Here is a 24,417-nt window from a genome sequence, read left to right on the forward strand (position 1 = left end):
GGTTTTGACGACGTTTAGGCTAATTAACTGAACTGCTTTAACTTTTATTGCATTTTCATAGGTATCTCTTAAGTCGAGAAACTTGCCTAGTAATTAACCAAGGCGTAAATCTTACTTTGCTAAAGCCCTTTAGCTAAACGTAGTCAAAATTGCAAATTCTAATTTTATATTTTTTTTAACTAATAAAAGCGGTTTGTTAGTCCAAATTTATTTCAATTAAATCGATGGTCAATTTGTAAGCAACTAAATATGAACTAAGCTCTAGATTGAGCTTTAACGTCAAAAATGGTTGTTATTATGAATAAACTTCGTATCGGGTTATCAGTATTATTGGTTTCACTCACGCTATCTGGTTGTTTTGATTTAGGAAAAGATGATGAGGTGAAAGTTGGAAAAGGAGAACCACCGGGAACAATAGGCACTGGTCTCGATTCGGATTCAGATGGAATTTCCGATGATAATGATAATTGCCCATTGCTGAGCAATGAAGATCAAGAAAATACAGACTCAGATTCCATGGGCAATGTTTGTGACGACGATGATGATGGCGATGGTGTTTTAGACAGTGATGATTCTTTTCCACTTGATAGTACTGAAACAACCGATAACGATAATGATGGCATTGGTGATAATAGCGACACCGATGATGACAACGATGGCTTTTTAGATACAGTTGATGCATTTCCATATGACGATACCGAATATAATGACCATGACGGTGATGGGATAGGAGATCATGCTGATACTGATGATGATCAAGACGGTGTACTTGATGGTGACGATGCATTTCCATTTGATGACACTGAAAGTGCCGATTACGACGGTGATGGTATTGGTGATAATAGTGACACCGATGACGATAATGACGGTACGTTAGATAGTGAAGATGATTTTCCAAATGATGATACCGAAAGCACAGATACAGACGGTGACGGTATTGGTAATAATGCCGACACCGACGATGATGACGATGGTGTCCTTGACGGTGATGATGCTTTCCCATTGGATGAAAATGAGCAGTCAGACCTAGATGGTGATGGTGTTGGCGATAATTCCGACACGGATCGCGATGGTGACAGTGTTGCAAATGAAGACGATGCATTTCCAGATGATGGCAATAGATCAGCTGTTTCAGGCGGCGGTGTTAAAGGACCTATGGCATTTGCCACAGTCAGTCTCTACGAGATTGACTATACTGCAGATGACTATCAGGGGGTTTTAGTCGATACAGGTGAAACCAACGCACAGGCAAAAATTACCGGCATTACAATAGGCTCTTCTACGCCACCATATTTATTAGTCATCGCAGATGATGACGACACAATAGATATTACAACTGGCTTAGAACCGGTTATTACAATTGTTAAAACCGTTATCACTCAGCAAATGATCGACGATGGCGACGGTTGGTATGCAACACCACTAAGTACTATGGCGGTTAATATTGCGCTGGCTAAATCTGAGAGTGACGCAGAACTCCTTACCAATCTTAAAGTTGCGGCCAACCAAGTGAAATCGACCTTGGGATTTGGTGCAGGCTCTAGTGTAGATATTTATTCAACGCCACCTTTATTAGATGAATCAACAAACGATACGTCTAAACAAGTTGCCACAACAAAATATCGCAGTGCTGTAGAAGCATTGACAGCGGTTGTGTATCAAATGAATGCCCTAAATAACTCCAATGACGGCGAGGAAACTTCGCCAGACAGTGTTTTGGCGTCATTGGCAAATGACTTATCCGACGGCATTATCGACGGCAGTTCGGATGGCGAAAACTCAGGTTATTCCGCGGGGGTGCTTGATGTACTAGACCAAGACCCAGCCACATTACCTATACCTAATGATCCTGAAAATAGAACCGTTGCTCAAGTAAAAGCGGTTATTGTCTCGGAAACAAGCACCACGGGTGATGTGTCCGATACCACTGTCCTTGCTGAAGCCGGAACGGTTATTGAAGTGCAAATTGCACAAACCAATCCAGATATAGATAACGACGGCGTCTTAAATTCAGAGGATGCGTTTCCGGATGATGCCTCTGCTGATAAAGACAACGACAAAGATGGATTGCCAGATATCGCGTATTTCTTAGATAGTGATAATAATCGCTTAGGTGAAAACAGCGCACTCTCTGACCCAGATGACGACAATGACGGCGTTGGAGATGAAGAAGATGCATTTCCATTGGACGGTTCAGAATATGCCGATACCGATATGGACGGCATTGGTAACAATGCCGACGACGACGACGACGGTGACTTAGTCTTAGATGTTAATGATCTGTTTCCGCTAAACGCGACTGAATCTTCGGATGCCGATTTAGACGGAATTGGTGACAATGCCGATCCAGACGACGACAACGACGGTGTTGGCGACATTAGAGATGCATTCCCAAATGATCCAACGGAATTCTTAGATAGCGATGGTGATGGCGTTGGCAATCGAGCTGATACCGATGATGATAATGACGGTACGTTAGACGTTGATGATGATTTTCCACTAAATGCCGATCTTCAAAATGCAGAAGATTTAGATAACGATGGCTGGCCATCGGAGCAAGATCCAGACGACCTTGATAATACAAGTCCTGGTACTGCATTTGTTGATACCGATATGGATACTATTGGCGACGCAATTGATGAAGATGATGACAACGATGGTGTTGTTGACATTGATGATGCATTCCCGTTAGACAACTCTGAATATTCTGATTTGGATAGCGATGGTATTGGAGATAATACTGACACTGATATTGACGGTGACTCAGTTTTAAATGCCAATGATGCATTCCCAAGAGATGCAACCGAGAGCACTGACTCTGATGGCGATGGCATTGGCAACATTGCGGATACAGACGATGATAATGACGGCGTAAAAGATACAGACGACGCGTTCCCGCTAGATCCACTTGAACAGAAAGATTTTGACTCTGATGGTGTTGGTAATCGTGAAGATACCGATGATGACAATGATGGTGTATTAGATACCGTCGATAAGTTCCCATTTAATGCAGCGGAATCGTTAGATTTTGATAATGACGGTAAAGGTGATAATGCCGATAAAGACGACGATAACGATGGCTTAACTGACGATTATGAACACTCTATCGGCACAGATCCATTTGACATTGATACCGACGACGACGGCGTCATAGATCGTACCGATGCCTTCCCGACTGATCCAAACTTTAGTTTTGATTCTGATAATGATGGTGTCGCAAACTTCGACGTAAACGGCACTATGATTGATAATTGTCCTCTCGTAGCAAACCCAAGCCAAGCTAATTTTGATGGTGATACACGTGGTGATGCCTGCGATAAAGACGATGATAATGATCAGGTGTTAGATGTTGATGACGCTTTCCCTTATGACGCTTCTGAAAGTGCGGACAATGACAATGATGGTGTAGGCAATAATGCAGATGATGATGATGACAATGATGGGGTTGACGATACAAATGACGCGTTCCCATTCAATCGTTTAGAGCAATTTGATACGGATGGTGACAGTGTTGGTAACAATGAAGATACAGATGATGACAACGATGGCGTTGTTGACTCTGAGGACGATTTCCCACTCGATTTCAATCGTCAAAATGCTGAAGATCAGGACAATGATGGTTGGCCGGCAGAGCAAGATCCTAATGATTTAGATAATTCAATTCCTGGCACGATATTTATCGACAGCGATGGTGATGGTCTTGCCGATGAACTTGATACCGATGACGATAATGACGGTGTTCTCGATATTAATGATGACTTCCCAAATGACGACAGTGAATACCGCGATTCAGATGGCGACGGTATTGGCGATAACTCAGATAATGATATTGACGGTGACGGTGTTGAAAACGAACTCGATGCATTCCCATATTTTGATGGTGAGTTTGAAGATTCTGACCAGGATGGCTTGGGTAACAATACCGATGATGATGACGATAACGACGGTGTCAGTGATGATCAGGACGCATTCCCGAATGATCCGACAGAGCATTCTGATCTTGATGGCGACGGTATTGGCGACAATTCAGACGACGATATTGATGGTGATGGCGTCCTAAATGAAGACGATGCATTGCCAAAAAATGATTCTGAATCCCTAGATACCGACGGTGACGGCCTTGGTGACAATAAAGATACCGATGATGACGGTGATGGCTTAGGTGACCTTGTTGAAATTGAATTAGGCACTATGCCACTCAATCCAGATTCAGACGGTGACAATTTCTTAGATGGTTCAGATAACTGTCCGTTAGTGAGCAACCCAGATCAGTTTGACTTTGATTTTGACACTATTGGTGACTTATGTGACGGGGATATTGACGGCGATGGCGTGATGAACGACGAGGATCCTAGTCCATTTGATCCAACAAATGGCGAAGGCGATAAAGACTTCGACAACGACGGCATTGCAGATTATATGGATGACGACATCGATAATGATGGGGTTCCTAATGATGAAGATGTTGACCCTTATAACTCAGCCGTTTGGCGTGAAGAACAGCTTGTCGACTTAGACGGTGACGGCGTGATGGACTATGACGATAACTGTATTGCCGTGATGAACGATGGACAGGAAGACGCGGACGATAACGGCTTAGGCGATGCGTGTGATATTGCGGTGAGTGACATCAGTGGCCTTTGGCATGGTAAAGGACAAGAATCCTTTAGCGATATCAGCTCTGACATGACGTGCGACATGAGCGGCATGATTTATCCTATGGGCGGTTTAGGCAAAATTGAAATGGAAGGCAATCAGTTCTTCGTATTTGATGCGAATGTAAATGATGATCGTGACGATGACATGTACGGCATGGAAGGCATGGAAGGAAACATGGGCGGCCATATGATTGCGTACGGCGTACTGGCCGAGGATGGCAGCTACATGTGGTACGAAATGAAGGACGACATGGAACCTGACAATGTCGAGGGCACAGACGACGGCATGAGTGAGAATATTGCCGAAGACGGAACGGACGACACTGGAACAGAGCAAATGGCACCGATGTTCCGGATGTACATGGGTCAATACGACGAGTTATCGGATACGATGATGCACAGTGATGTGGTGCAAGACACTGAAAAAGGCTGTGTTGTCACCACGACAATGAGCATTGAACGCCCAGATATGAGTGTTAATGAAGAAACGGCATTTATGGCTGGTTTGAGCTGGTTTGAAGGCGAAGATTACGGCGACCATATGTGGTTTGACTATGGCCGAATAATGGATGCGAGTGACACAGTGGATGAAATCTCCTATGTTTATGATTTTGAAACAGCGGATTGGGTTGAAGAAATGGACCCAGAAGTTGAGTTTGTCATTACGGACTTAGGCATTACAGAAAATACTAATACCTTAATGGTGGTGGGTTATGGCGATAATGGCGACACCGCAACCTTAAGCAATGGGTTAGATACGTTTACGGTAGACTTAATGGGTCTGGATATCGCGGGCCAACGCATTGAAGATTATGTGCCAGGGAGTTACGAATGGCATCTAGGTGATGGCATGCCGATGTTCAGTGATGGGGCCATGAGCTTTATCGCGGAGATAAATCAAAGTGGCGACGCACAATACCGTTTCTGGTGTGATTCAGGTGGTGGTTTATCCGACTGGTTCCCAGAGTTGAACTGTGAAAATGTGGTTATCGTGGACTGGGTATTGGACGCAGAAAGTAGCAACGGTGCTCAACTTCCAGTCGCAGCGATGAGCATTGATGATGTGATAAACAATGCCAATGAAACGACAGATATGCCGGTTCAGGTGTGGCTTGGCGACGATCAATTTGTGGAAGTTTGGTCAGACGACGGAACGTTTGCCGGTGGTAACCTCGAAGTGAAATACCATTCAGGAATGAACGCAGAAGCGGGCCCTGTAGCGGTAAGTAATGGACTGGAATTGACCATGATGGGCGATGTTGCGGTGTATACATTTGTATTACCAGACGGCATTGATATGCCAGAACAAATGATGTTCCTATTTGAAGAGTCCACATTGGAGAGCACGGATGACATGACAAATACCTACTTACGTATGGGGTATGTGGTTGACGGTATGGGTGTTGAGCAAGTCATGTTGTTTAACGATGTGGCGAAAGACGATGTGCTGATGCACTTTGCACCAATGAAGCCAGTGAGTGATAAAGACTATGATGGCTGGGATGATGATATGGACAACTGTCCAGAGCATTATAATCCGCAACAACATGACCAAGATGGTAATGGTATTGGCGATTTGTGTGACTTCAATTATCAAAATAAAGACTATGACCAAGATGGTTGGTTAGACGGTGAAGATAATTGCCCAGTCGTGAAGAACGAAGACCAACTGGATGTGGACGAAAATGGCGTTGGCGATGCATGTGAAATCAACGGCGAAGCAGATACAGATGGTGACGGTATTGAAGACTATATGGACAGTGACATCGATGGCGACGGCGTGATGAACGACGAAGACATGGATATTTATAATCCATGGATAGGCAAAATGGTTGATGAGCCAGATTTTGATGAAGACGGCATTCCAGATTATATGGATGACGACATCGATAATGACGGCGTATTAAACGAAGATGACGCTGATGATTACGACGATATGGTGTGGGACAGAAGGCAGTTCACCGACTTAGACGGTGACGGCGTGATGGACTATGACGATAACTGTATTGCCGTGATGAACGATGGACAGGAAGACGCGGACGATAACGGCTTAGGCGATGCGTGTGATATTGCGGTGAGTAACATCAGTGGCCTTTGGCACGGTAAAGGACAAGAATCCTTTAGCGATATCAGCTCTGACATGACGTGCGACATGAGCGGCATGATTTATCCTATGGGCGGCTTAGGCAAAATTGAAATGGAAGGCAATCAGTTCTTCGTATTTGATGCGAATGTAAATGATGGTCGTGACGATGACATGTACGGCATGGAAGGCATGGAAGGCATAGAAGGAAACATGGGCGGCCATATGATTGCGTACGGCGTACTGGCCGAGGATGGCAGCTACATGTGGTACGAAATGAAGGACGACATGGAACCTGACAATGTCGAGGGCACAGACGACGGCATGAGTGAGAATATTGCCGAAGACGGCACGGACGACACTGGAACAGAGCAAATGGCACCGATGTTCCGGATGTACATGGGTCAATACGACGAGTTATCGGATACGATGATGCACAGTGATGTGGTGGAAGACACTGGAAAAGGCTGTGTTGTCACCACGACAATGAGCATTGAACGCCCAGATATGAGTGTTAATGAAGAAACAGCATTTATGGCTGGTTTGAGCTGGTTTGATAGCTTTAATTATATCGAAGGCAAGGATTTTGAATATGGCACCATTATTGATGCTGTCGATCAAAATGCGGAAACCATGTATAGATTTGATTTGGCGGCGCAAAGTTGGTTAGAACATACTGAGAGTTATATGCAAGAATTTATTATAAATGACAGCGGCGTTATGCAAGCTCTTGGTAATCTAACGTTTGATGGCTACGGCTCCGAAGGCCATACCGCAATGTTAAACGTTGATGGATCGCAACTTAATATAGATTTACAGGCAATCGATTTGTCGGGCATGCAAATATCGCATTATTTACATCATGATTATAAAGCCGCTTTTACCAATGAAACGTTTAGTGATGACGCTATAGGTTATGTTGCTAACGTTGAAAATGTAGACGGAACTTACCGTTTTTGGTGTGACCAAAATATGGATATGATCGACAGTTTAGATCTGGAATGTGCTAACGCTATTGTTTTGAAATGGCAGGAAAATGAGTTCGAAGAGGTCATTCCGGTTATAGCAACAAGTATTGATGACATTATTGCAAATAAAATGCTCGATGATGAAAATGACGGTTTTAAATTGTATTTAGAAGGCGACATGTTTGCAGAGTTTTGGTCGGATGACGGCACTATTATGGGGGATAATTTAACAGTCACCATATTTAAACACGGATATAACGACCACGGCGATATGGAGAAACTATTATTAGGTGAAGGCCTTGTACTATTTTCCAATATGGGTGGTTTTGATATTTTTGTTCTTGAACTTCCTGACCATTTACAAATGATGAGAAACTCAGACATGTTCTTATTTGTCGAAAATGTTATTGAATCAGATGGTAAAACGGTATTACGTCAGGGTCACTATGAGTCAGGAACTGAAAATGAAATGCAAATTTTGTTTAATACTGAAGCAACAGCAGATATCTTACTTTCGTTTAATATTGACCATGGACCGGACATGAATTCTGATATGGATTTGGACGGAATAGTTGATTACATGGATAATTGCGTTGCTTACGCTAACGAAGATCAAATGGACTCTGACGGTAATGGCGTTGGTGACATGTGTCAAGACGTTGATTTTGATAATGATGGTGTTGATAATAGTACCGATAATTGTTCTGACGTCTTTAACCCAAATCAGGAAGATTTTAATCTCGATGGGCTAGGCGATGCATGTTCAGATTTTGATTCTGATGGTTATACGGATGAAAAAGAAATCATAGACGGCACAGATCCTGAAGATGAATTTAGTTTCCCCCAGGCCGCTTAATCTGATCTTAAAAAGTTAAACTTAACATATTAGAAGCCAGCTAATCCCTTAGCTGGCTTTTTTGTTTTTGCGGGGCAATTAAATTAACACTCGGAAATCATAACTTATTCAATCAGGCACTTTCACCTCGTCATTTGTTTTAGTAAAGTGCAGTCAAAGAAAGTAATACGAGTTGTTTATTATGTATGAATTACCACCAATTAGTTTAAAAGGCCAGGTCTCTGAACAAGAATGGCAAACTCGTGTTGAGCTTGCGGCGGCTTATCGGCTGTATGTAATACATGGTTGGGATGATCTAATTCACACACATATTTCCGCCAGGATCCCAGGTACTGAACATTTGCTTATTAATGCGTTTGGCCTAGCATTTGACGAAATCAATGCATCCAATTTGGTAAAAATTGACATCGATGGCAATGTGATCCAACAAGACTGTCCTTTCTCAATTAATCCAGCCGGTTATACAATACACGGTGCGGTGCATGAAGCACGCCACGAGGACCAATGTGTACTCCATGTACATACCAATGAAACCATTGCTGTTGCGAGCATGAAAGACGGGTTGTTACCTATTTCTCAATATTCGATGTTTGCATTAGCGTCAATGAGCTATCACGATTACGAAGGTTTAGCGGTAAATCAGGATGAAAAGAAACGCCTCCAAGACGACTTAGGTGCAGCAAATTTTATGTTGTTACGTAATCATGGTGCGTTAACGTTAGGTAAAACTATAGGTGATGCTTTTATGCATATGTACGACCTTGTCCGTGCCTGTCATATCCAAGTGCAAGCTTTGTCTATGCAACAACCAATTAATTATGTTGAACAATCGATTATTGACGGAATCAAGGCCCAGGCTAACATCGTTCATTCTGGCCAAACAGGTGGTGAAAAAGCCTGGCCCGCAATGATGCGAAAAGTAAAACGAACTTACCCAGAATTTGACCAATAGAGAATAAATAATGAAAATAACTCATGTAGAGATCTTTGACATCCATTGCCCAGACCGTACCGCTTGGAATCCAATATTTGTTCGTGTTCATACTGACGAAGGGATATCAGGTGTCGGTGAAGCTGGCTTAGCCTATGATTGGGGCCACAGTGCGGCTGCAGCCATGATAAAAGAGATCACTGAAGCCGTTCTTATCGGTTTCGACCCGTTTAAAACAGAGCTGTTGTGGTCAAGAATGTTAAGGGAAAGTTTTTGGGGATTAGGCGGTGGGCCTGTCCTGTATGCGGCAATGAGCGCAATAGACACCGCATTGTGGGACATCAAAGGCAAGGCGTTTGGTGTACCTGTTTACCAATTATTAGGCGGCAAAACAAATACCAAGCTGCGTACTTATGCCAGTCAGTTGCAGTTCGATTGGGATAAGGACATTAAAAAACTAATCGAACCTGCTGAGTACGCTGAAGCGGCATTAAAAGCGGTAGCAGAGGGTTTCGACGCGGTTAAAGTTGATCCAATCGTTTATGATAAAAATGGTGATTCGTCATTTGACCGAACCAATTTATTCACTCGCCCACAGCTTAGATTATTTGGTGACCGCTTACGTGCTATTCGAAATGCAGTCGGCCCAGACGTTGACATTATTTTTGAATCGCATTCTTTAATGGGGGCTGCATCTGCGATACAGATGGGTGAAATTGTTAAAGAAGTGGATTGCATGATGTACGAAGAACCAGTGAATTACTTAAATTCTGCTGTCCATAAAAAAGTTGCCGACAACGTAAATGTGCCAATTGCCGGTGGCGAACGTCTATATCATCGTTGGGATGTTCGACCTTATTTTGAAGATCAAAGTATTGACGTTTTACAACCTGATGTTGGTTTATGCGGAGGCTTTACAGAAGCGAAAAAAGTCTGCGATTATGCCGATGTTTATGACATCCGAATTCAAGCTCACGTTTGCGGTGGCCCGGTAGCAACAGCCGCCAGCTTGCATTTAGAAACAGCAATCCCTAACTTTTTAATTCATGAACACCATACTTACGCAACCAAACACTGGAACCGTGAACTGTGTATTCAAGACCCACAACCTAAAAATGGTATCTTTGAAGTATCAGAGACACCGGGAATTGGAATTGAATTAAATGATGACGTTGTAAAACGCTCACCCAATATTACCGTTAAATAACGGTATAACTAAAATTGATACCATGTATGGGCGTTGTCGTGAAAGAGCGCCTGTGCATGGACAATATTAAGTTTATTGAGTTCTTGCCAATATTGTTGGTAGCCATAACTAAAAGTACACAGAGGAAAGTTACTCGCATACATAACTTTTTTAGGACCAAATATGTCGATGCATTTGAGCACAGCAAAGTGAACATCAGCAAAACCATATGCTCTATCTATCATTTCCCATCCTGAGCATTTCACCGCTATATTAGGCAGTTGGCTAACTGATATTAAGTTTTGATAGAACTGACTGTTAATCTCTGAGTGACTTAAATTGATAAAACCGCAGTGGTTTAATGTAAATTTAATATTATTAAATGGTGTCAGTTTGTCGACACACAACAAAGTAAAATCAGTGTTGTTAAGATCAAATTGTAACTCAAATATCCAACCGAGATTATCAAGTGTTAATAAGTTGTTTGCGGTATTTTGATGACTCAAAATAGCGGGTAGATCATCATCTAAGATATGTCTAACCCCAACAACCGAATTTAACACCTTGAGCTTGGAAACTTGGTGCTTGAAGGATGCAGGTGGCAGCGTTAAATCTATCGCCGCAATGCTTTTGAATGGCTTTTGGCAAATACGTTCAAGCCACTCTATTTCCCGCCATGGGGCGTTATTATCAAAACCTGCTTCTATATGGACAAAACCCGCCAGCTTATTCGACACGCCAAGCGTTAGATCTTCTTCTGAAAATGAACGAAAAATACGGCTTTTATCTGGCCAATTTGGCTGGTTTTCTGGTTTTAACCAACCATATTCCCCTTTTGATAAGTCAAATAGATGAATATGCGGATCGATTATCTTCATTATTGTGCTGTGTAACCGCCATCGATTACTTGCAAACTACCAGTGATAAAACTGGCTTGGTCACTTGCTAAAAACCACACGAGTTCCGCCACTTCACTCGGTTGACCGAGTCGCCCGAGGGGTTGTAGCGCGGCTTCTTCTTTATGAATTTGGGCTTTATCAGCGCCTGATTTTGCACAATAATTATCAATCGCCCGGTGATAAAGCGGCGTTTCAATCGTACCGGGACAAACGGCATTAGCTCGAATATTAAATTTGGCGTAATCAATAGCCGTAGTTTTTGCCATAGACGCAATTGCGGTTTTGGTTAGGTTATATATAAATGAATTTTGTTTCGCAACAAGCGCTTGGTCAGACGACATTAAGATAATTGAACCTGAATTTTGCTGCTTCATGTAGGGCAGTACCGATTGAACCGCTGAAAATGCGCCCTTGACGTTTATTTCAAGTACACGGTTAAAATCGGCTTCCGTGGTATCTTCAATATTGGCTGAATGATGCACACCAGCGTTTGACACAAGCACATCGATATTGTGTATTGCCCCAATATTCGCAATTGCGGCGGCGACCTGCTGATGAACAGTCACATCGCACTTTATAAATTCACCGTGATTTGAAGGGGTTAAGTCCAAATTAAACACGGTAAAACCACCGGCCAAAAATCGCATTACAATGGCTTCACCAATGCCTGAACTGCCACCGGTGATCACACACGTTTTATTATTAAGATCCATAAACCAAATTTCATTCTAACTCGTTAAAAACATGTTAAACGAAAACGAGGTTAGATGCTTTATCCAAAACTAAATTTTTAAACATTGCTCTCGCAGTTTTTCAACAAAAAATTGTGTTGCAGGGCCCAACATATCATCATCTTTATATAACAAGTGCAAACTAACTAACCGAGAAGAGCCCCGCTTAAGCGCTAATGGGGTGATGGTGTTTTGTTGCAGCGCCGTTTGAATCGACGTAACAGGCAGCCAAGCAAATCCCAATCCGCGACTTAACATATCAAGAGAAGTTCGAATATGGCTTACAGTCCAACGCTGATGCGCCCCTAACCAACCAGCATCTTTGCTTTGTGTTAACGCTGAATCACGGATAACAATTTGTCGATGCAATTTAAGTTCTTCATGTGAAATCGGTTGTGTGTTTTGTTGCAAGGGGTGATCAGGACTAGTGACTGCAATAAACTCTATTTGGCAAATTGCTTCGCTGCTGCCAGACGTATTGTTTATTGACGAAATTGCCAAATCGACCGCACCTTTTTCGAGCAATTCATTGGCACCACTTAATACCGACTCCAAAATTTCTACCCGTAAAAAAGGAAACGCCATCGACGTAAGCTCAAGTGCTTCACATAAACGGTCTTGGGGAAACATTTCATCTACTGCTATTTTTAGTTGAGACTCAATGCCTTCAGATAATATATGGCCAATAGATTCGAGTTTTTCCGCTTCTTCCAACAGATAGTTAGCCCGCCTTAATAATAGGACGCCAGAGTCAGTAAGATGTGTTTTTTTACCTTCAACATAAAATAATTTTAACCCTAAGGATTGTTCAATTTTACTTACCGAGCTGTGAATGCTCGATTGGCTTTTATGAATATTTTGGGCAGCCTGATTAAAACCGCCAAAATCCACAACGGCCTTAAACATTCGCCATTGCTCAAGTGTAATCCGTATCATTGATTACCCTCTATTGTGGGGCGCTAGGAAGTCATGTTTAGGACCTTCCGGAATAACTTGGGTTGGGTTGATCATCGTATGACTAAAGTAATAGTGGCGTTTGATGTGCTGCATATTAGTGGTTTCAGCGACCCCAGCAACTTGATATAACGATCTTACATAATTGGAAATATTTGGGTAACTGTCTATTTGTCTTTGGTTACATTTAAAGTGTCCAAAATATACTGCGTCAAAACGAATAAGCGTTGTAAATAATCGCCAATCCGCTTCAGTCTGTAGGTCACCTACTAAATATTTATTGTTAGCGAGAATTTCTTCAATTTTATCAAGTGCGACAAATAACGAATCATAAGCTTCTTTATATGCTTGTTGCGTCGTTGCAAAACCACATCGATATACGCCGTTGTTTATGTTTGGATAAACAAACGCATTAATGGCGTCTATTTCTTTGCGCAATTCAGCTGGGTAAAAGTCTATTGTATTGCCCGTGATATCATTAAACGCTGAGTTAAACATTCGAATAATGTCAGCAGACTCGTTACTAACAATTTGTTGGGTGTTTTTATCCCACAATACAGGGACCGTTACTCGTCCTGTATAGGCGCTGTCATTTTTGGTATAAATCTGGTGCATATATTCAGATTGATATAAGTTATCGCCACTGCTGCCGGTATTTGGGTCAAACGTCCAGCCGTGTTCAATCATGTCAGAGCTTACAACGGATACGTCAATATGCGATTGCAGGCTTTTTAACTGCCTAAAAATTAATGTCCGATGCGCCCAGGGGCAGGCGAGTGAGACATAGAGATGATAACGCCCAGACTCAGCTTTAAATCCTGCTTTACCAGTAGAACCTGCACTTCCATCAGCGGTAACCCAATTACGTAATTTAGCGTCTTCACGTTTGAATGCACCACCATTATCAGCCGTTTTGTACCAATCGTCGCGCCAAATACCATCTACCAATAAACCCATAATTTGTTACCTATTTTTACCACGTTACAACTACATTATTCTTGTTGCATTTAGATCTATCCAACCTAAGCACTACAAGATATCGCTACTTTGATGTTCTTAATCAGGTTTAAATTGTCAATTGGCCAAATTTGCCCGTTTGATAATCTTGTACAGCCTGGTTAATCTCAGCTTGTGTATTCATCACAAATGGGCCCATATGAACAATTGATTCTTTAATTTTATTGCCTGTTAAAACTAAAATACCAGCCCCTACTTGACTCGATGTCATTTCGATAATTGATTGTGAGTCAACAATAACCAATTCACCGCGAGCGAGCGGTGGCGTGCTTAAACTTCCCGTGTGCACATAGATAAGCACTTGCTCAAATTGCTGTAAGTTAAGTGTTGCATCTTTATTCGCGTCAAAAGTCATATCCGCAACAGCGGCTCCGGTAGCTAAACCATCAAGAGGAGAAGCAACGTGTTGATTTGCAAATTGCCAACTTCCCGCCAACGCTTTTAATGTGACTCCTTGCTGATCGTTTATGACAGGGCTTCCAGCTTCAGCAGAGTCCTGGTAAATAGCTGGACGCATTTTGTCTTTAGCGGGCATGTTTAGCCAAATTTGAAACCCATGCATGCCATGCTCTTCATCGGCAGCCGGCATCTCAGAATGAATAACTCCTGAACCGGTACTCATCCATTGCACGTCACCGGCGCGAATATGTTTTTTATTGCCCATCTGGTCTTGATGTTCAAATGCACCTTTAATCATATACGTGAAAGTTTCAATCCCACGATGCGGATGTGGAGGAAAACCCCCAATGAAATCCTTAGCATCGTCGGAACGAAGCTCGTCTATCATTAAATACGGATCTAAGTGAATGCCTGAAAAGTCCGCTATTCTTGAGATTTTTACTCCATCGCCATCTTGAGTAGGGCGACTTTGCAGTTTTTTAATAATGTTCATGAATTGTTCCTCTCAATCAGTAATGTGTTCAGACTAACACTTATATAGTGGAATGATATTAGTATAAATCGAGCCTATCATTCTATTAAATAGAACGATAAGGTGAGGAGTCATTTTCTATTGCAGATGAAGTGACCCGTATTAAGTTATTGGAGCAAATGCATTTAACCAAAATAAAAAATAAGTTATGTTGAAATCAACCAACTACCAGACAACATCGAATGAGTATAGGCTAAATGAGGAATAATAAGCGTGATTAAAAATTTCAATTTAGAAGACGCCAGTCAGGTGTTCGTTGGTGCCTTTGCACTAGCCGTTCCTATTTCATTTTCTGAAGAAGCCTGGCGATTAGGGGAAACCTTGCCCTGGGTAAATTTGTTTTTTCTGTTTTGCCTTTCGATGATGTTTTTAGGGCTATTTGCCTATCAAAGCGTCTTTCAACAAGATATTAGCCACCGAGTCTCTACCTTTGTATTTCGAATACTAATTGCTTATGTCATTTCAGCGTTTGTTGTTGCACTTGTTTTGATGTGTATTGATAAGTTGCCAATTGTTGACAGTCCCGTTTTAGCGTTTAAACGGATTGTTGTCATTACAATGCCCGCCTCAATGGGGGCAATAATTGTTGACAGCTTTGATAAAGAATAGCGAGAATCAATTTTTCTGCTTAAAGAATGAGCTATTTATATAAATGATTTTATTGATTAATTCTTAATGTCCACGGTTAATATTTTTACCAAAAAATAGAAAAACGGCTATGCTTAATTTTGAATGTTTATAATTAGGATAGTTTTTATTTTATGGGTGACCTCTTAGACTCCTATTTCCGTGCAGACTATATGCCGCATGGTCATTGCTATTTTTGGCAGCCGCATATTTTATGGGCGCACGTCATATCAGATCTTGTTATTGCCGCTGCCTATTTTTCGATACCAATTGCTCTAATTGCATTTATTCGCAATCGACCTGACATTGAACACCGCGCCGTATTTGTCTTATTTTCAGGCTTTATTTTAATGTGCGGAATTAGCCACTTAATGGGCGTTTGGACTATTTGGCAGGGGGTTTACGGCTTACATGGCATCGCAAAAATTCTCACGGCAATCATCTCTTTAGTCACTGCTATAAGTTTATATAGGTTAATGCCTCAAATCGTTAAAATCCCAACTTTAGAGCAATACGAAGGGATCATAAATAAATGGTCCGACAGTCAAAAAGAAAATGAATATTTATCAGGACAACTTAGAAGCCAGAAACTGACCCAGTTTGTTTTAGATTCGATTCCAATTAGCTTACTTTTAGTCGATGACGAAGGCCGAGTTATTCTCTCAAACTCGTTTTATAACAAAGAATTTAATGACAACGAAGAGTTAAATTCAGTTCATATATCGACGTTATTTCAAGGGAATTCGACAGAATTTAAGTGGGAGTTCCACCAAGAAAAATTATTTGATGGCGTCGAAATAGGCGATCAAATTAAGTTTCTAGACAGTGTTCAATACGGAAATAAGCTAATTCCAGTTGAGGTTGTGATAACGAAAAAAGAATTCCAAGAAAAAATGGCCTTTGTTATTACTATCAAAGACCTGCGCGAAGTCATGCAAATTAAACAGATGTTAATTGACAGTAATTCTAGATTTGAGAGGGCCGTTCGGGCTACCGAAGAGGGGCTATGGGAATGGGATCTCAAAGCCAACAAGATGATTTGGTCCCCTAAATTTTACTCGATGATAGGCGCTAAGTTGGGAGACGAACCGAGTTTTGACAGCTGGTTGTCTAATGTACACCCAGATTACGTTGATGCTGTTAGTCATGCACTTAATCAACATTTAGAACATGGCGAACGTTTTTATGTGGAGTATGTGGGTAAAAATGAAACTGGGGAATATGGTTGGTTTGCGATAAATGGTAATTCAATTCTAGACATTAATGATGTGCCAACGCTGATTTCGGGCTCTCTACGATATATTGAAGAAGAGAAACAAAAAGAAGAAAAATACTACCAAAAAAACAAACTTCTCAATGCCATATATGAAGGCTCTAGCAATGCAATTTTTGTTGTTAATCAAATGGAAGATGATGAGTTGTGTTATACCATCTTAAATGACACAGCGTTAAAAATAGTAAATGTTCCCAAGGATGTCATCATAGGTAAACCGTTTAAACAACTCGCTGGCAGTTTGTTACCACAGGCATTTGTTGATCACGTCTCCGCTCGATACCGAAGTTGTATTAATTCTAAAAAGACCATCGAATATATTGAGAAAGTTGAGACCATTAGAACATTTTGGTTTCAAACGGCGTTGTACCCAATTGCTGATTCTCGAGGCGACGTTTCTATGTTAGTTGGTACCGCGACTGACATTACAGAACTTAAAATCGTCGAAGAAAAATTGGAAAAAAATACGGAATTTTTGGAAAGTTTGGTTAATAATTCTGTGTGTGGTATGTATATTTTTGATTTAACTACTTATAAAAATACTCTTATCAATGAGGCATACCAAACTATATTAGGGTATACAATTGATGATTTAGACAAGTGCGACAACCTGTTAGCGTTGTTCCACCCAGACGAACAAGATCTCATTACAACGCATTTGGACAAAATGGCTAACTGTAAAGAGGGTGAACTTCATCCGTTGGAGTATCGTTTCAAACATAAAAACGGTGATTGGGTTTGGTGCTATTCGGTTGATTCAATTTTAACTCGTCATCCAGACGGAACGCCAAGTCAAGTATTGGGGACGTTTGTTGACGTTACCGAAAAGAATCAATTAGTGGATAAATTAAAAGAATCAAACGAATATTTAGAACGTTTTGCGTTTGTCGCATCCCATGATTTACAGGAGCCATTGCGTAAGATAACCGCATTTAGTGACTCCTTGTCTGAGCGTTTAACACCATTGATCGAGAATGATGAAGCGTCGATATTCGAATTATCGCGAATGAAGTTAGCCGCACAGCGTATGGGAGCAATGATCCACGATTTACTTAAATTGAGTCGGATCACTTCCAATTCACTAGATAAAAAGAACATATCTTTACCAAGGTTATTGGAAGAGGTCTGCGATATTTTGGAGTTGTCTATTGCCGATAGGAAAGCCGATGTAAATTGGGATAAATCGGTGGGCGACATTGTGGGTGATGAAGGGTTAATTTTGCAAATGATGCAAAATATAATCAGTAACAGTTTGAAGTTTTGCACTGCAGAAACAACACCATGTGTTTCTATTCGTTGTAAATATAGGGCGCAGAACGTCGATATTATTATTCAGGATAATGGCATTGGGATCCAAGACTCTGAAATTGCCAACGTATTCGAACCGTTTAGGAGGCTGCACGTTAGGGATGAATATGAAGGCAGTGGAATAGGTTTAGCAATTGTGACTCAGATAGTATCAGTTCATAAAGGGACAATCGCTTGTGACAGTGAAGTTGGCGTAGGGACGACTATAACTATTTCATTACCAAGGCATTAAAAAATGATTAATTTATTATTGGTAGATGATGATCAAGACGATATATATTTTTTTAAGCAAGCCGTGAAAAAAGTCGCCCTGCCGATCAATTTAAGTACATATAGAGATGGTAAAGAAATTTGTGATTATTTAGCGGTAAACAAAGATTGTGAGAATTCGATTGTTTTACTTGATCTAAATATGCCAGGCATTGGTGGTCTTGAAACACTTCGGATTATTAGGCAAAGCTTAGGTCTCGTAACGTTACCAGTTTTGATCTATACCACTTCTAAAAACGTAAAAGACATTGAAGAAAGCTATAAAATCGGGGCAAGTTCTTATATAAAAAAACTAGACACAATAAATGAAATAGCGGCTTTTCTAAAGTCAGTAGTAGGATTTTGGGCAATATATAATAGGGCAATTAACACATGAATGTAGATAAAAGTGGATTACTCATTTATCTCCTCGAAGACGATACAGAGGACGCCTATTTGATCACGAAAGCGATTCAAAGTGACGTACTTGATAAACATTCGATTGGTGTATTTAAAACATTGGAGTCGTTAACAAGTGGCCTTAAAAACTTAATGCCTGAACTAGTTATCATTGATCTAAATGTCCCCGACAGCAAAGGGTTGGATACTATGATTAAGGTCAAGAAACTCGCACACAATGTACCAATCGTTGTTCTCACCGGGATAGATGATCCTAAAATGGGTAATCAGTTGGTGCAACTTGGGGCTCAGGATTATATCCCTAAGCCTGAAATGACGGCATCATTATTACAAAGGGTAATTCGATTTTCAAAGGAACGGTTTAAGTTAATTAAAGCACTAGAAGAGTCGGCATCGAGAGATGTTTTGACACGGCTTTACAATCGGGAGGCTTTAGAGTCGAAGTTTGCTGAATTGATAAGTAAAGCAGAACGATATGACGAAAAATTTGGCATCATATTTTTAGATTTAAACAACTTTAAATATTTGAACGACACCTACGGTCATCGAGCTGGAGATACCTTATTAACGCTTTTGGGGGGACGGTTGGAAATTTTCAGTCGTTCATCTGATTTTATCGCCCGCTATGGCGGTGATGAATTTGTTACGCTATTGCCAAATGTACAAACTATTGATGAGTGTTTGGCCGCAGCAAAAAGCCAGTTAAGTGTGGTTTGCGATGACTATTTTGTCGAATCAGACGATGGCGTTGCGATCAAAGTTGAAGTCACAGGAAGTATGGGGGTTGCTATTTACGGCGATCATGGCACGACCAAAAAGCAACTTTTAGAATCCGCTGACACAGCGATGTATGAGGCGAAGACTAAAAAACTAGGCCTATCAGCAGCTAAATCAATCAAGAGCTAGATCTGTAAATATAATTAGAGCAATGGTACCTAAGTAAAACGAAAAAAGTGCAACATAAAGGTGAAATGATGAGTGTTGTAATGTATGGTTTGTAAAAGCAAAAACATGATAAAGATAAATGAGTTATGAATAAAATCACATTAAGCCTTTTGATGTTTTTGTGCAGTCTTAGTATTGATGCTAAAACATTACATTTTGCTGATCCTGCAGGTACCGCAATAAGTAATGTTGTTGTTAAGTTTTCCAATCAAGCGGTCGACAAGTCATTGACGAAACCCGTTGCTATTATGGACCAAGTCGACATTCAATTTGCCCCTTATGTTTTGCTCATAGATAAAGGTCAACAAGTAGCTTTTCCAAATCGAGATGATGTTCGCCATCACGTTTATAGCTTTTCAAAAACCAAACCGTTTGAAATTAAACTATACAAAAACACACCCACTGACCCCGTGACGTTTTCATCGGCGGGCGTAGTGGAACTTGGCTGTAATATTCACGATAAAATGATTGGTTATATCTATGTGACTGACCAAGCCAATACCTTTTTGAGTGACAGCGAGGGTAATGTCAATTTGCCAGAATCGATGGGGCTTGCATCGACAATGGAATTTCAATATTGGCATCCGCGTCTGTCCACTAATCGACTCGAGCACAAAAAAGCAAATTTGTCAGACCCGATAGAAGCGACACAAATCATTACCTTATCCTTGTTAAACAATGACGCTTCAACAAAACAACAAAAACGGAAAACTCGTTTTGGGAAAACATATTAGTGTTATTTAAAAATTCATTAAAGTTTAGAATAAACAAGCTCGTTGTTAGCATCGTTTTGTTGATCTCAATCGTTATTTTAATGGCGATTTGGTTTGCAACCAGTCGACATGCCGATACGCAGTTGTCCCGTGAATTAGAAGTTGGTCATAGTGTCTTTGTAAACTCACTTGAAAGTCGTGAAAACCTGTTAGTTAATGCTGCTACGGTTTTAACCGAAGACTTTGGTTTTAAACAAGCCATCGCCACGTTAGATAGCGCAACGATAGACAGTATGCTGAATAACCACAGCGAACGTATTTCAGCGGATCTTATGCTGGTGATGTCATTAGACGCTAAAGTCATTGGCAAAACGGATACTCTAACGACAGATAGCGGCAGTTACCTTACACCAGAAATTTATGATAATGTTTTGCGCGATGGTGGTTTAATTACGTTTAATTTGATTAATGGCAAACTCTACCAATCTTTATTTCTTACCGTCGACGCACCAAACCCTATCGCCATAGCTATGATAGGGTTTGAAATGGATCAAAAACTCGTTGACCGATTTAGCCAATTAACGACCCTCGATATTACCCTTTTATTTGACCAAGAAAAGTCGGCATATTTAACCACATTGTCGCCGGCAGACGCTGAAATCGTACTGCAATCAAATTTACCTTTATTAGAAAACGCTAAAAAATTTAGTCGCTTGCATCTAACAACTCAGGCTTTCAGACTGGAAAACTACCCACATTTCACAGGTTATGTGATGCTAAGTCATAACACCGATCTGTTATTTAAAGAGTTTTATACGCTTATTAAAGACGTTGCCGTAATTTCTGTTATCGCCGTATTTGTTGCGCTATTACTCGGGGTTGGTTTTTCTAAAAATGTGACAAAACCTCTGGAACGCCTCTCTATACTAGCGAAACGTATATCCCGTGGTGACTACCAAAATACAATTGAACTAAACACCAGCACGACTGAAATTGCTGACTTATCTGTTGCTTTTAAACAGATGCAGTTGAACATTTCAGAACGTGAAAAAACGATTAGCTATAACGCTACTCACGATATGGTAACTGGCCTTTATAACCGCACTCGATTGCTTGAACTCGTTCAGGAAGGCTTAGAAAACAACGGTGCTTTTCAGGTCATTGCAATTCAGATAAATGGATTTAGAGAGCTGAATGAGACTTTCGGTTATAAAGTTGGTGATGAGTGTTTGCAATACCTCGCTGGTGAAATTAAAACGAAGGGCGGCTGTACAGCGAGAATTGCTGGCGGGGAAGTTATTTGGCTCCCCAATCAAACCGTGACGCTAGAGAACATCGTCGATATTCAATCAGAAATGGAACGTTCAATATTGGTTTCGCAGGTAAAAGTGCGGATCAAATTGGTCATTGGCATTGTTAGTGTCAACGACAGTAATAATAAAAATAGCGTGTTTGACAAAGCTGAAGACGTGATCCGAAGTTTAAGTATTGCAGCAAGTCATGCTCGGACAAAAAGTAACAATATTCAATATTATCTGCCTGAGCAGGAAGCCGCCTATATTCAACGAATCGAAGTTTTATATGAATTACAGCACCTATTAGAAAGTGACAATAAAGACGAACTGGCAATGTTCTATCAACCTAAATTGGCATTAAGCAACAATAGCGTTGATAAAATGGAAGCCTTGATCCGCTGGAATAGTAAAAAATTAGGCTTTGTTTCGCCAGAGATGTTTATCCCAATTGCAGAAAGTGCCGGTATCATTAAGTCTTTAACACAGTGGGTTATTCGACGTGTTATCAGAGATTTACATCACTGGCAATTACCTGAACAACAAATAGCAATTAACCTCTCTGCACAGGACATAGTGTGTGGGGACTTAATTGAATATATTGATGATTGCTTAAAAGAGTTTGATATTTCAATTAATCAATTGTCGTTTGAAATAACTGAAAGCGACATCATGTCAGATCCACAAAGAGCCATTGCGCAACTCAATTTGTTTGTCGAAAAAGGGTTTTCGTTGGCCATCGACGACTTTGGTACAGGCCACTCATCGTTGTCTTATATTAAAGACTTCCCGGTGCAAACATTAAAAATTGATAAAGCGTTTATTCTACAACTTGATCAAAATGAAGACGATTTAACCATTGTGAAGTGTATTATTTCCCTGGCAACAAACTTTGGATTGTCTGTGGTGGCAGAAGGGATTGAAAATAAAGCATCGTTGGAGATATTGCGTCAATTAGGTTGCCAGTATATCCAAGGTTATTACATTAGCCGGCCTATGCCAGCCTCAGAGGTGACCGGTTGGTTAGCGCAATATCACGATAAAAAGGTGCAAGAATGACAAGTTGGAAAACGATATTAAGCGCAATTTTATTGCCGACTTTGTTTGTCGGGTCATTATACGCGGGGACCAATGACGGCAAGTTGCTAGCAACGGCTGGCGTAACACAAATTGAGGGGTCTGCAGGCGGTGGACTTGTACCATGGGCCGTCATATCAGGTTATGGTTCGCGTGACGAAGTCGCGGCAACAGTGTCGACAACCCAAGTTTCAACCACCGATTACCGTTTAGATGTGACCAGTGCAGCAATTGGGCTCTATGATAAAGTCGAACTTAGTTATGCTAAACAACGCTTTACATTAAGTTCGCTGGGTGGTGATATTCAACAGGAAGTCTTTGGTGCCAAGGTAAAATTATACGGTGATGCCGTATACGGTGTTTGGCCGCAGGTAAGCGCAGGTCTTCATCATAAACGCTTGAAAGACTATGTTATTGCAGATGCAGTAGGCGCTAAAGAGTCCTCTTCAAATACAGATTACTACTTAGCTGCAACTAAGGTTCATTTAGGTTTAGCGGCTGGCTTTAACGTTGTTTGGAATGTCACCGGCCGGTTGACTAAGGCTAATCAAACGGGCTTTTTAGGGTATGGGTCCGTGTCGGATACCTCTCATAATTTGATGATGGAAGGCTCCGCCGGAATATTGCTTTCAAGAAACTTAGTCATTGGTGTTGAATATCGACAAAAGCCCGATAATTTAGGTCTGGGTGAGGACGATTGGTATGACATATTTGTGGCGTATGTGCCGAACAAAAATGTCAGTTTAACGCTGGCCTGGGCAAAACTCGGCAGTATTGCCGGGGCAACAGGTCAAGAAGGTTTATTTCTTAATTTAACGGGGAAACTTTGGTGATGAGTGGAAAAGTATGGGGCGTTATCATTCTCACCGCAGCGTTAACGGCGTGTGTAACCACAAATGTTACGTTATATCAGCAGTTAGGTGGCGACAAAAAAGTTGAGTTGATTGTCGATAATTTTATTGAAGAGATTCAGTTTAACAAAAAGATATTTCAATATTTTACTGAATCGGATGTCGATCGGTTTCGCGAAAAATTAATTGAACATATCTGCGTCATTGCAGATGGTAATTGCCAATATACGGGGGATACGATGCAACAAGTACATGAAGGTATGAATATCACAGAGACTGATTTTAATACCACCGTTGACCTGCTCATTAGCGCAATGACTAAGGCCGATGTGCCACATAGGATCCAAAACCAATTATTACAACGATTAGCTAAATTACGTCACGAGATTTTGTACCTGTAGTACCTGTAAGGTTCACTTTTACATAAACGTTTACTTAGTCAAATGTT

Annotated in this window: 16 protein-coding genes; 11 read left to right on the top strand and 5 right to left on the bottom strand. The window is 41.0% G+C overall.

The features are described from left to right. Nucleotides 1–297: 297 nt before the first annotated feature. The 3 genes from KO525_RS16150 to KO525_RS16160 all read left to right on the top strand — a co-directional run bounded on the left by KO525_RS16150 (nt 298) and on the right by KO525_RS16160 (nt 10,703). A complete protein-coding gene (locus tag KO525_RS16150; RefSeq protein WP_215964862.1) occupies nt 298–8,565 on the top strand; it encodes a thrombospondin type 3 repeat-containing protein in 8,268 nt (2,755 codons plus the stop codon). A 181-nt stretch (nt 8,566–8,746) separates the two neighbouring features. Continuing rightward, nucleotides 8,747–9,517 (top strand): class II aldolase/adducin family protein, encoded by a 771-nt coding sequence (locus tag KO525_RS16155; RefSeq protein WP_215964863.1) that lies wholly within the window; start codon nt 8,747–8,749, stop codon nt 9,515–9,517. 10 nt (nt 9,518–9,527) lie between these two features. Then, entirely contained in the window at nt 9,528–10,703 is a 1,176-nt protein-coding gene (locus KO525_RS16160; RefSeq protein WP_215964864.1) for a mandelate racemase/muconate lactonizing enzyme family protein, read from the top strand. Between the two features lie 8 nt (nt 10,704–10,711). Here the strand turns inward: KO525_RS16160 and KO525_RS16165 are convergent, their stop codons facing one another. The 5 genes from KO525_RS16165 to KO525_RS16185 form a co-directional block, all read right to left on the bottom strand. Then, nucleotides 10,712–11,560: an amidohydrolase gene (locus tag KO525_RS16165; protein ID WP_215964865.1), complete on the bottom strand. Its 849-nt coding sequence runs from the start codon at nt 11,558–11,560 to the stop codon at nt 10,712–10,714. Further along, complete coding sequence (locus KO525_RS16170) at nt 11,560–12,294, bottom strand: SDR family NAD(P)-dependent oxidoreductase (RefSeq protein WP_215964866.1); 735 nt, start codon at nt 12,292–12,294, stop codon at nt 11,560–11,562. Before KO525_RS16170 ends, KO525_RS16165 begins: the two co-directional genes overlap by 1 nt. A 69-nt stretch (nt 12,295–12,363) precedes the next feature. Further along, the gene (locus KO525_RS16175; protein ID WP_215964867.1) at nt 12,364–13,248 is read right to left on the bottom strand and encodes a LysR family transcriptional regulator; all 885 of its coding nucleotides are present in this window, start codon (nt 13,246–13,248) and stop codon (nt 12,364–12,366) included. A 3-nt stretch (nt 13,249–13,251) separates the two neighbouring features. Next, complete coding sequence (locus KO525_RS16180; protein WP_215964868.1) at nt 13,252–14,223, bottom strand: glutathione S-transferase family protein; 972 nt, start codon at nt 14,221–14,223, stop codon at nt 13,252–13,254. A gap of 109 nt (nt 14,224–14,332) precedes the next feature. Continuing rightward, complete coding sequence (locus KO525_RS16185; protein ID WP_215964869.1) at nt 14,333–15,175, bottom strand: pirin family protein; 843 nt, start codon at nt 15,173–15,175, stop codon at nt 14,333–14,335. 252 nt (nt 15,176–15,427) lie between these two features. Between KO525_RS16185 and KO525_RS16190 the strand changes: the two genes are divergently transcribed. The 8 genes from KO525_RS16190 to KO525_RS16225 all read left to right on the top strand — a co-directional run bounded on the left by KO525_RS16190 (nt 15,428) and on the right by KO525_RS16225 (nt 24,370). Next, nucleotides 15,428–15,823 (top strand): DUF2391 family protein, encoded by a 396-nt coding sequence (locus KO525_RS16190; RefSeq protein ID WP_215964870.1) that lies wholly within the window; start codon nt 15,428–15,430, stop codon nt 15,821–15,823. Nucleotides 15,824–15,975: 152 nt separating this feature from the next. Further along, the gene (locus KO525_RS16195) at nt 15,976–18,654 is read left to right on the top strand and encodes a PAS domain S-box protein (RefSeq protein ID WP_215964871.1); all 2,679 of its coding nucleotides are present in this window, start codon (nt 15,976–15,978) and stop codon (nt 18,652–18,654) included. Between the two features lie 3 nt (nt 18,655–18,657). Further along, nucleotides 18,658–19,068, top strand: coding sequence for a response regulator (locus KO525_RS16200; protein ID WP_215964872.1), 411 nt, complete (start codon nt 18,658–18,660; stop codon nt 19,066–19,068). Continuing rightward, complete coding sequence (locus tag KO525_RS16205) at nt 19,065–19,997, top strand: GGDEF domain-containing response regulator (RefSeq protein ID WP_215964873.1); 933 nt, start codon at nt 19,065–19,067, stop codon at nt 19,995–19,997. The genes KO525_RS16200 and KO525_RS16205 overlap by 4 nt, the downstream gene beginning before the upstream one ends. A 125-nt stretch (nt 19,998–20,122) precedes the next feature. Further along, nucleotides 20,123–20,770 (top strand): methylamine utilization protein, encoded by a 648-nt coding sequence (locus KO525_RS16210; protein WP_215964874.1) that lies wholly within the window; start codon nt 20,123–20,125, stop codon nt 20,768–20,770. Next, nucleotides 20,770–23,100 (top strand): EAL domain-containing protein, encoded by a 2,331-nt coding sequence (locus KO525_RS16215; protein ID WP_215964875.1) that lies wholly within the window; start codon nt 20,770–20,772, stop codon nt 23,098–23,100. Before KO525_RS16210 ends, KO525_RS16215 begins: the two co-directional genes overlap by 1 nt. Next, entirely contained in the window at nt 23,097–23,951 is an 855-nt protein-coding gene (locus KO525_RS16220) for a DUF3034 family protein (RefSeq protein WP_215964876.1), read from the top strand. Before KO525_RS16215 ends, KO525_RS16220 begins: the two co-directional genes overlap by 4 nt. Next, nucleotides 23,951–24,370, top strand: a complete 420-nt coding sequence (locus KO525_RS16225; RefSeq protein WP_215964877.1) for a group 1 truncated hemoglobin — start codon at nt 23,951–23,953, stop codon at nt 24,368–24,370. Before KO525_RS16220 ends, KO525_RS16225 begins: the two co-directional genes overlap by 1 nt. The last annotated feature ends 47 nt before the right edge of the window (nt 24,371–24,417 follow it).

Origin of the sequence: Psychrosphaera sp. B3R10, assembly GCF_018861025.1 — a bacterium.
Lineage (GTDB): Bacteria > Pseudomonadota > Gammaproteobacteria > Enterobacterales > Alteromonadaceae > Psychrosphaera > Psychrosphaera algicola.

What these genes read in the sequence shown, in the direction of transcription:
- KO525_RS16205 (WP_215964873.1), top strand. Translation starts at nt 19,065, where the DNA reads ATGAATGTAGATAAAAGTGGATTACTCATTTATCTCCTCGAAGACGAT.
- KO525_RS16170 (WP_215964866.1), bottom strand. Translation starts at nt 12,294, where the DNA reads ATGGATCTTAATAATAAAACGTGTGTGATCACCGGTGGCAGTTCAGGC.
- KO525_RS16160 (WP_215964864.1), top strand. Translation starts at nt 9,528, where the DNA reads ATGAAAATAACTCATGTAGAGATCTTTGACATCCATTGCCCAGACCGT.
- KO525_RS16225 (WP_215964877.1), top strand. Translation starts at nt 23,951, where the DNA reads ATGAGTGGAAAAGTATGGGGCGTTATCATTCTCACCGCAGCGTTAACG.
- KO525_RS16210 (WP_215964874.1), top strand. Translation starts at nt 20,123, where the DNA reads ATGAATAAAATCACATTAAGCCTTTTGATGTTTTTGTGCAGTCTTAGT.
- KO525_RS16220 (WP_215964876.1), top strand. Translation starts at nt 23,097, where the DNA reads ATGACAAGTTGGAAAACGATATTAAGCGCAATTTTATTGCCGACTTTG.
- KO525_RS16180 (WP_215964868.1), bottom strand. Translation starts at nt 14,223, where the DNA reads ATGGGTTTATTGGTAGATGGTATTTGGCGCGACGATTGGTACAAAACG.
- KO525_RS16165 (WP_215964865.1), bottom strand. Translation starts at nt 11,560, where the DNA reads ATGAAGATAATCGATCCGCATATTCATCTATTTGACTTATCAAAAGGG.
- KO525_RS16155 (WP_215964863.1), top strand. Translation starts at nt 8,747, where the DNA reads ATGTATGAATTACCACCAATTAGTTTAAAAGGCCAGGTCTCTGAACAA.
- KO525_RS16185 (WP_215964869.1), bottom strand. Translation starts at nt 15,175, where the DNA reads ATGAACATTATTAAAAAACTGCAAAGTCGCCCTACTCAAGATGGCGAT.
- KO525_RS16195 (WP_215964871.1), top strand. Translation starts at nt 15,976, where the DNA reads ATGGGTGACCTCTTAGACTCCTATTTCCGTGCAGACTATATGCCGCAT.
- KO525_RS16175 (WP_215964867.1), bottom strand. Translation starts at nt 13,248, where the DNA reads ATGATACGGATTACACTTGAGCAATGGCGAATGTTTAAGGCCGTTGTG.
- KO525_RS16200 (WP_215964872.1), top strand. Translation starts at nt 18,658, where the DNA reads ATGATTAATTTATTATTGGTAGATGATGATCAAGACGATATATATTTT.
- KO525_RS16150 (WP_215964862.1), top strand. Translation starts at nt 298, where the DNA reads ATGAATAAACTTCGTATCGGGTTATCAGTATTATTGGTTTCACTCACG.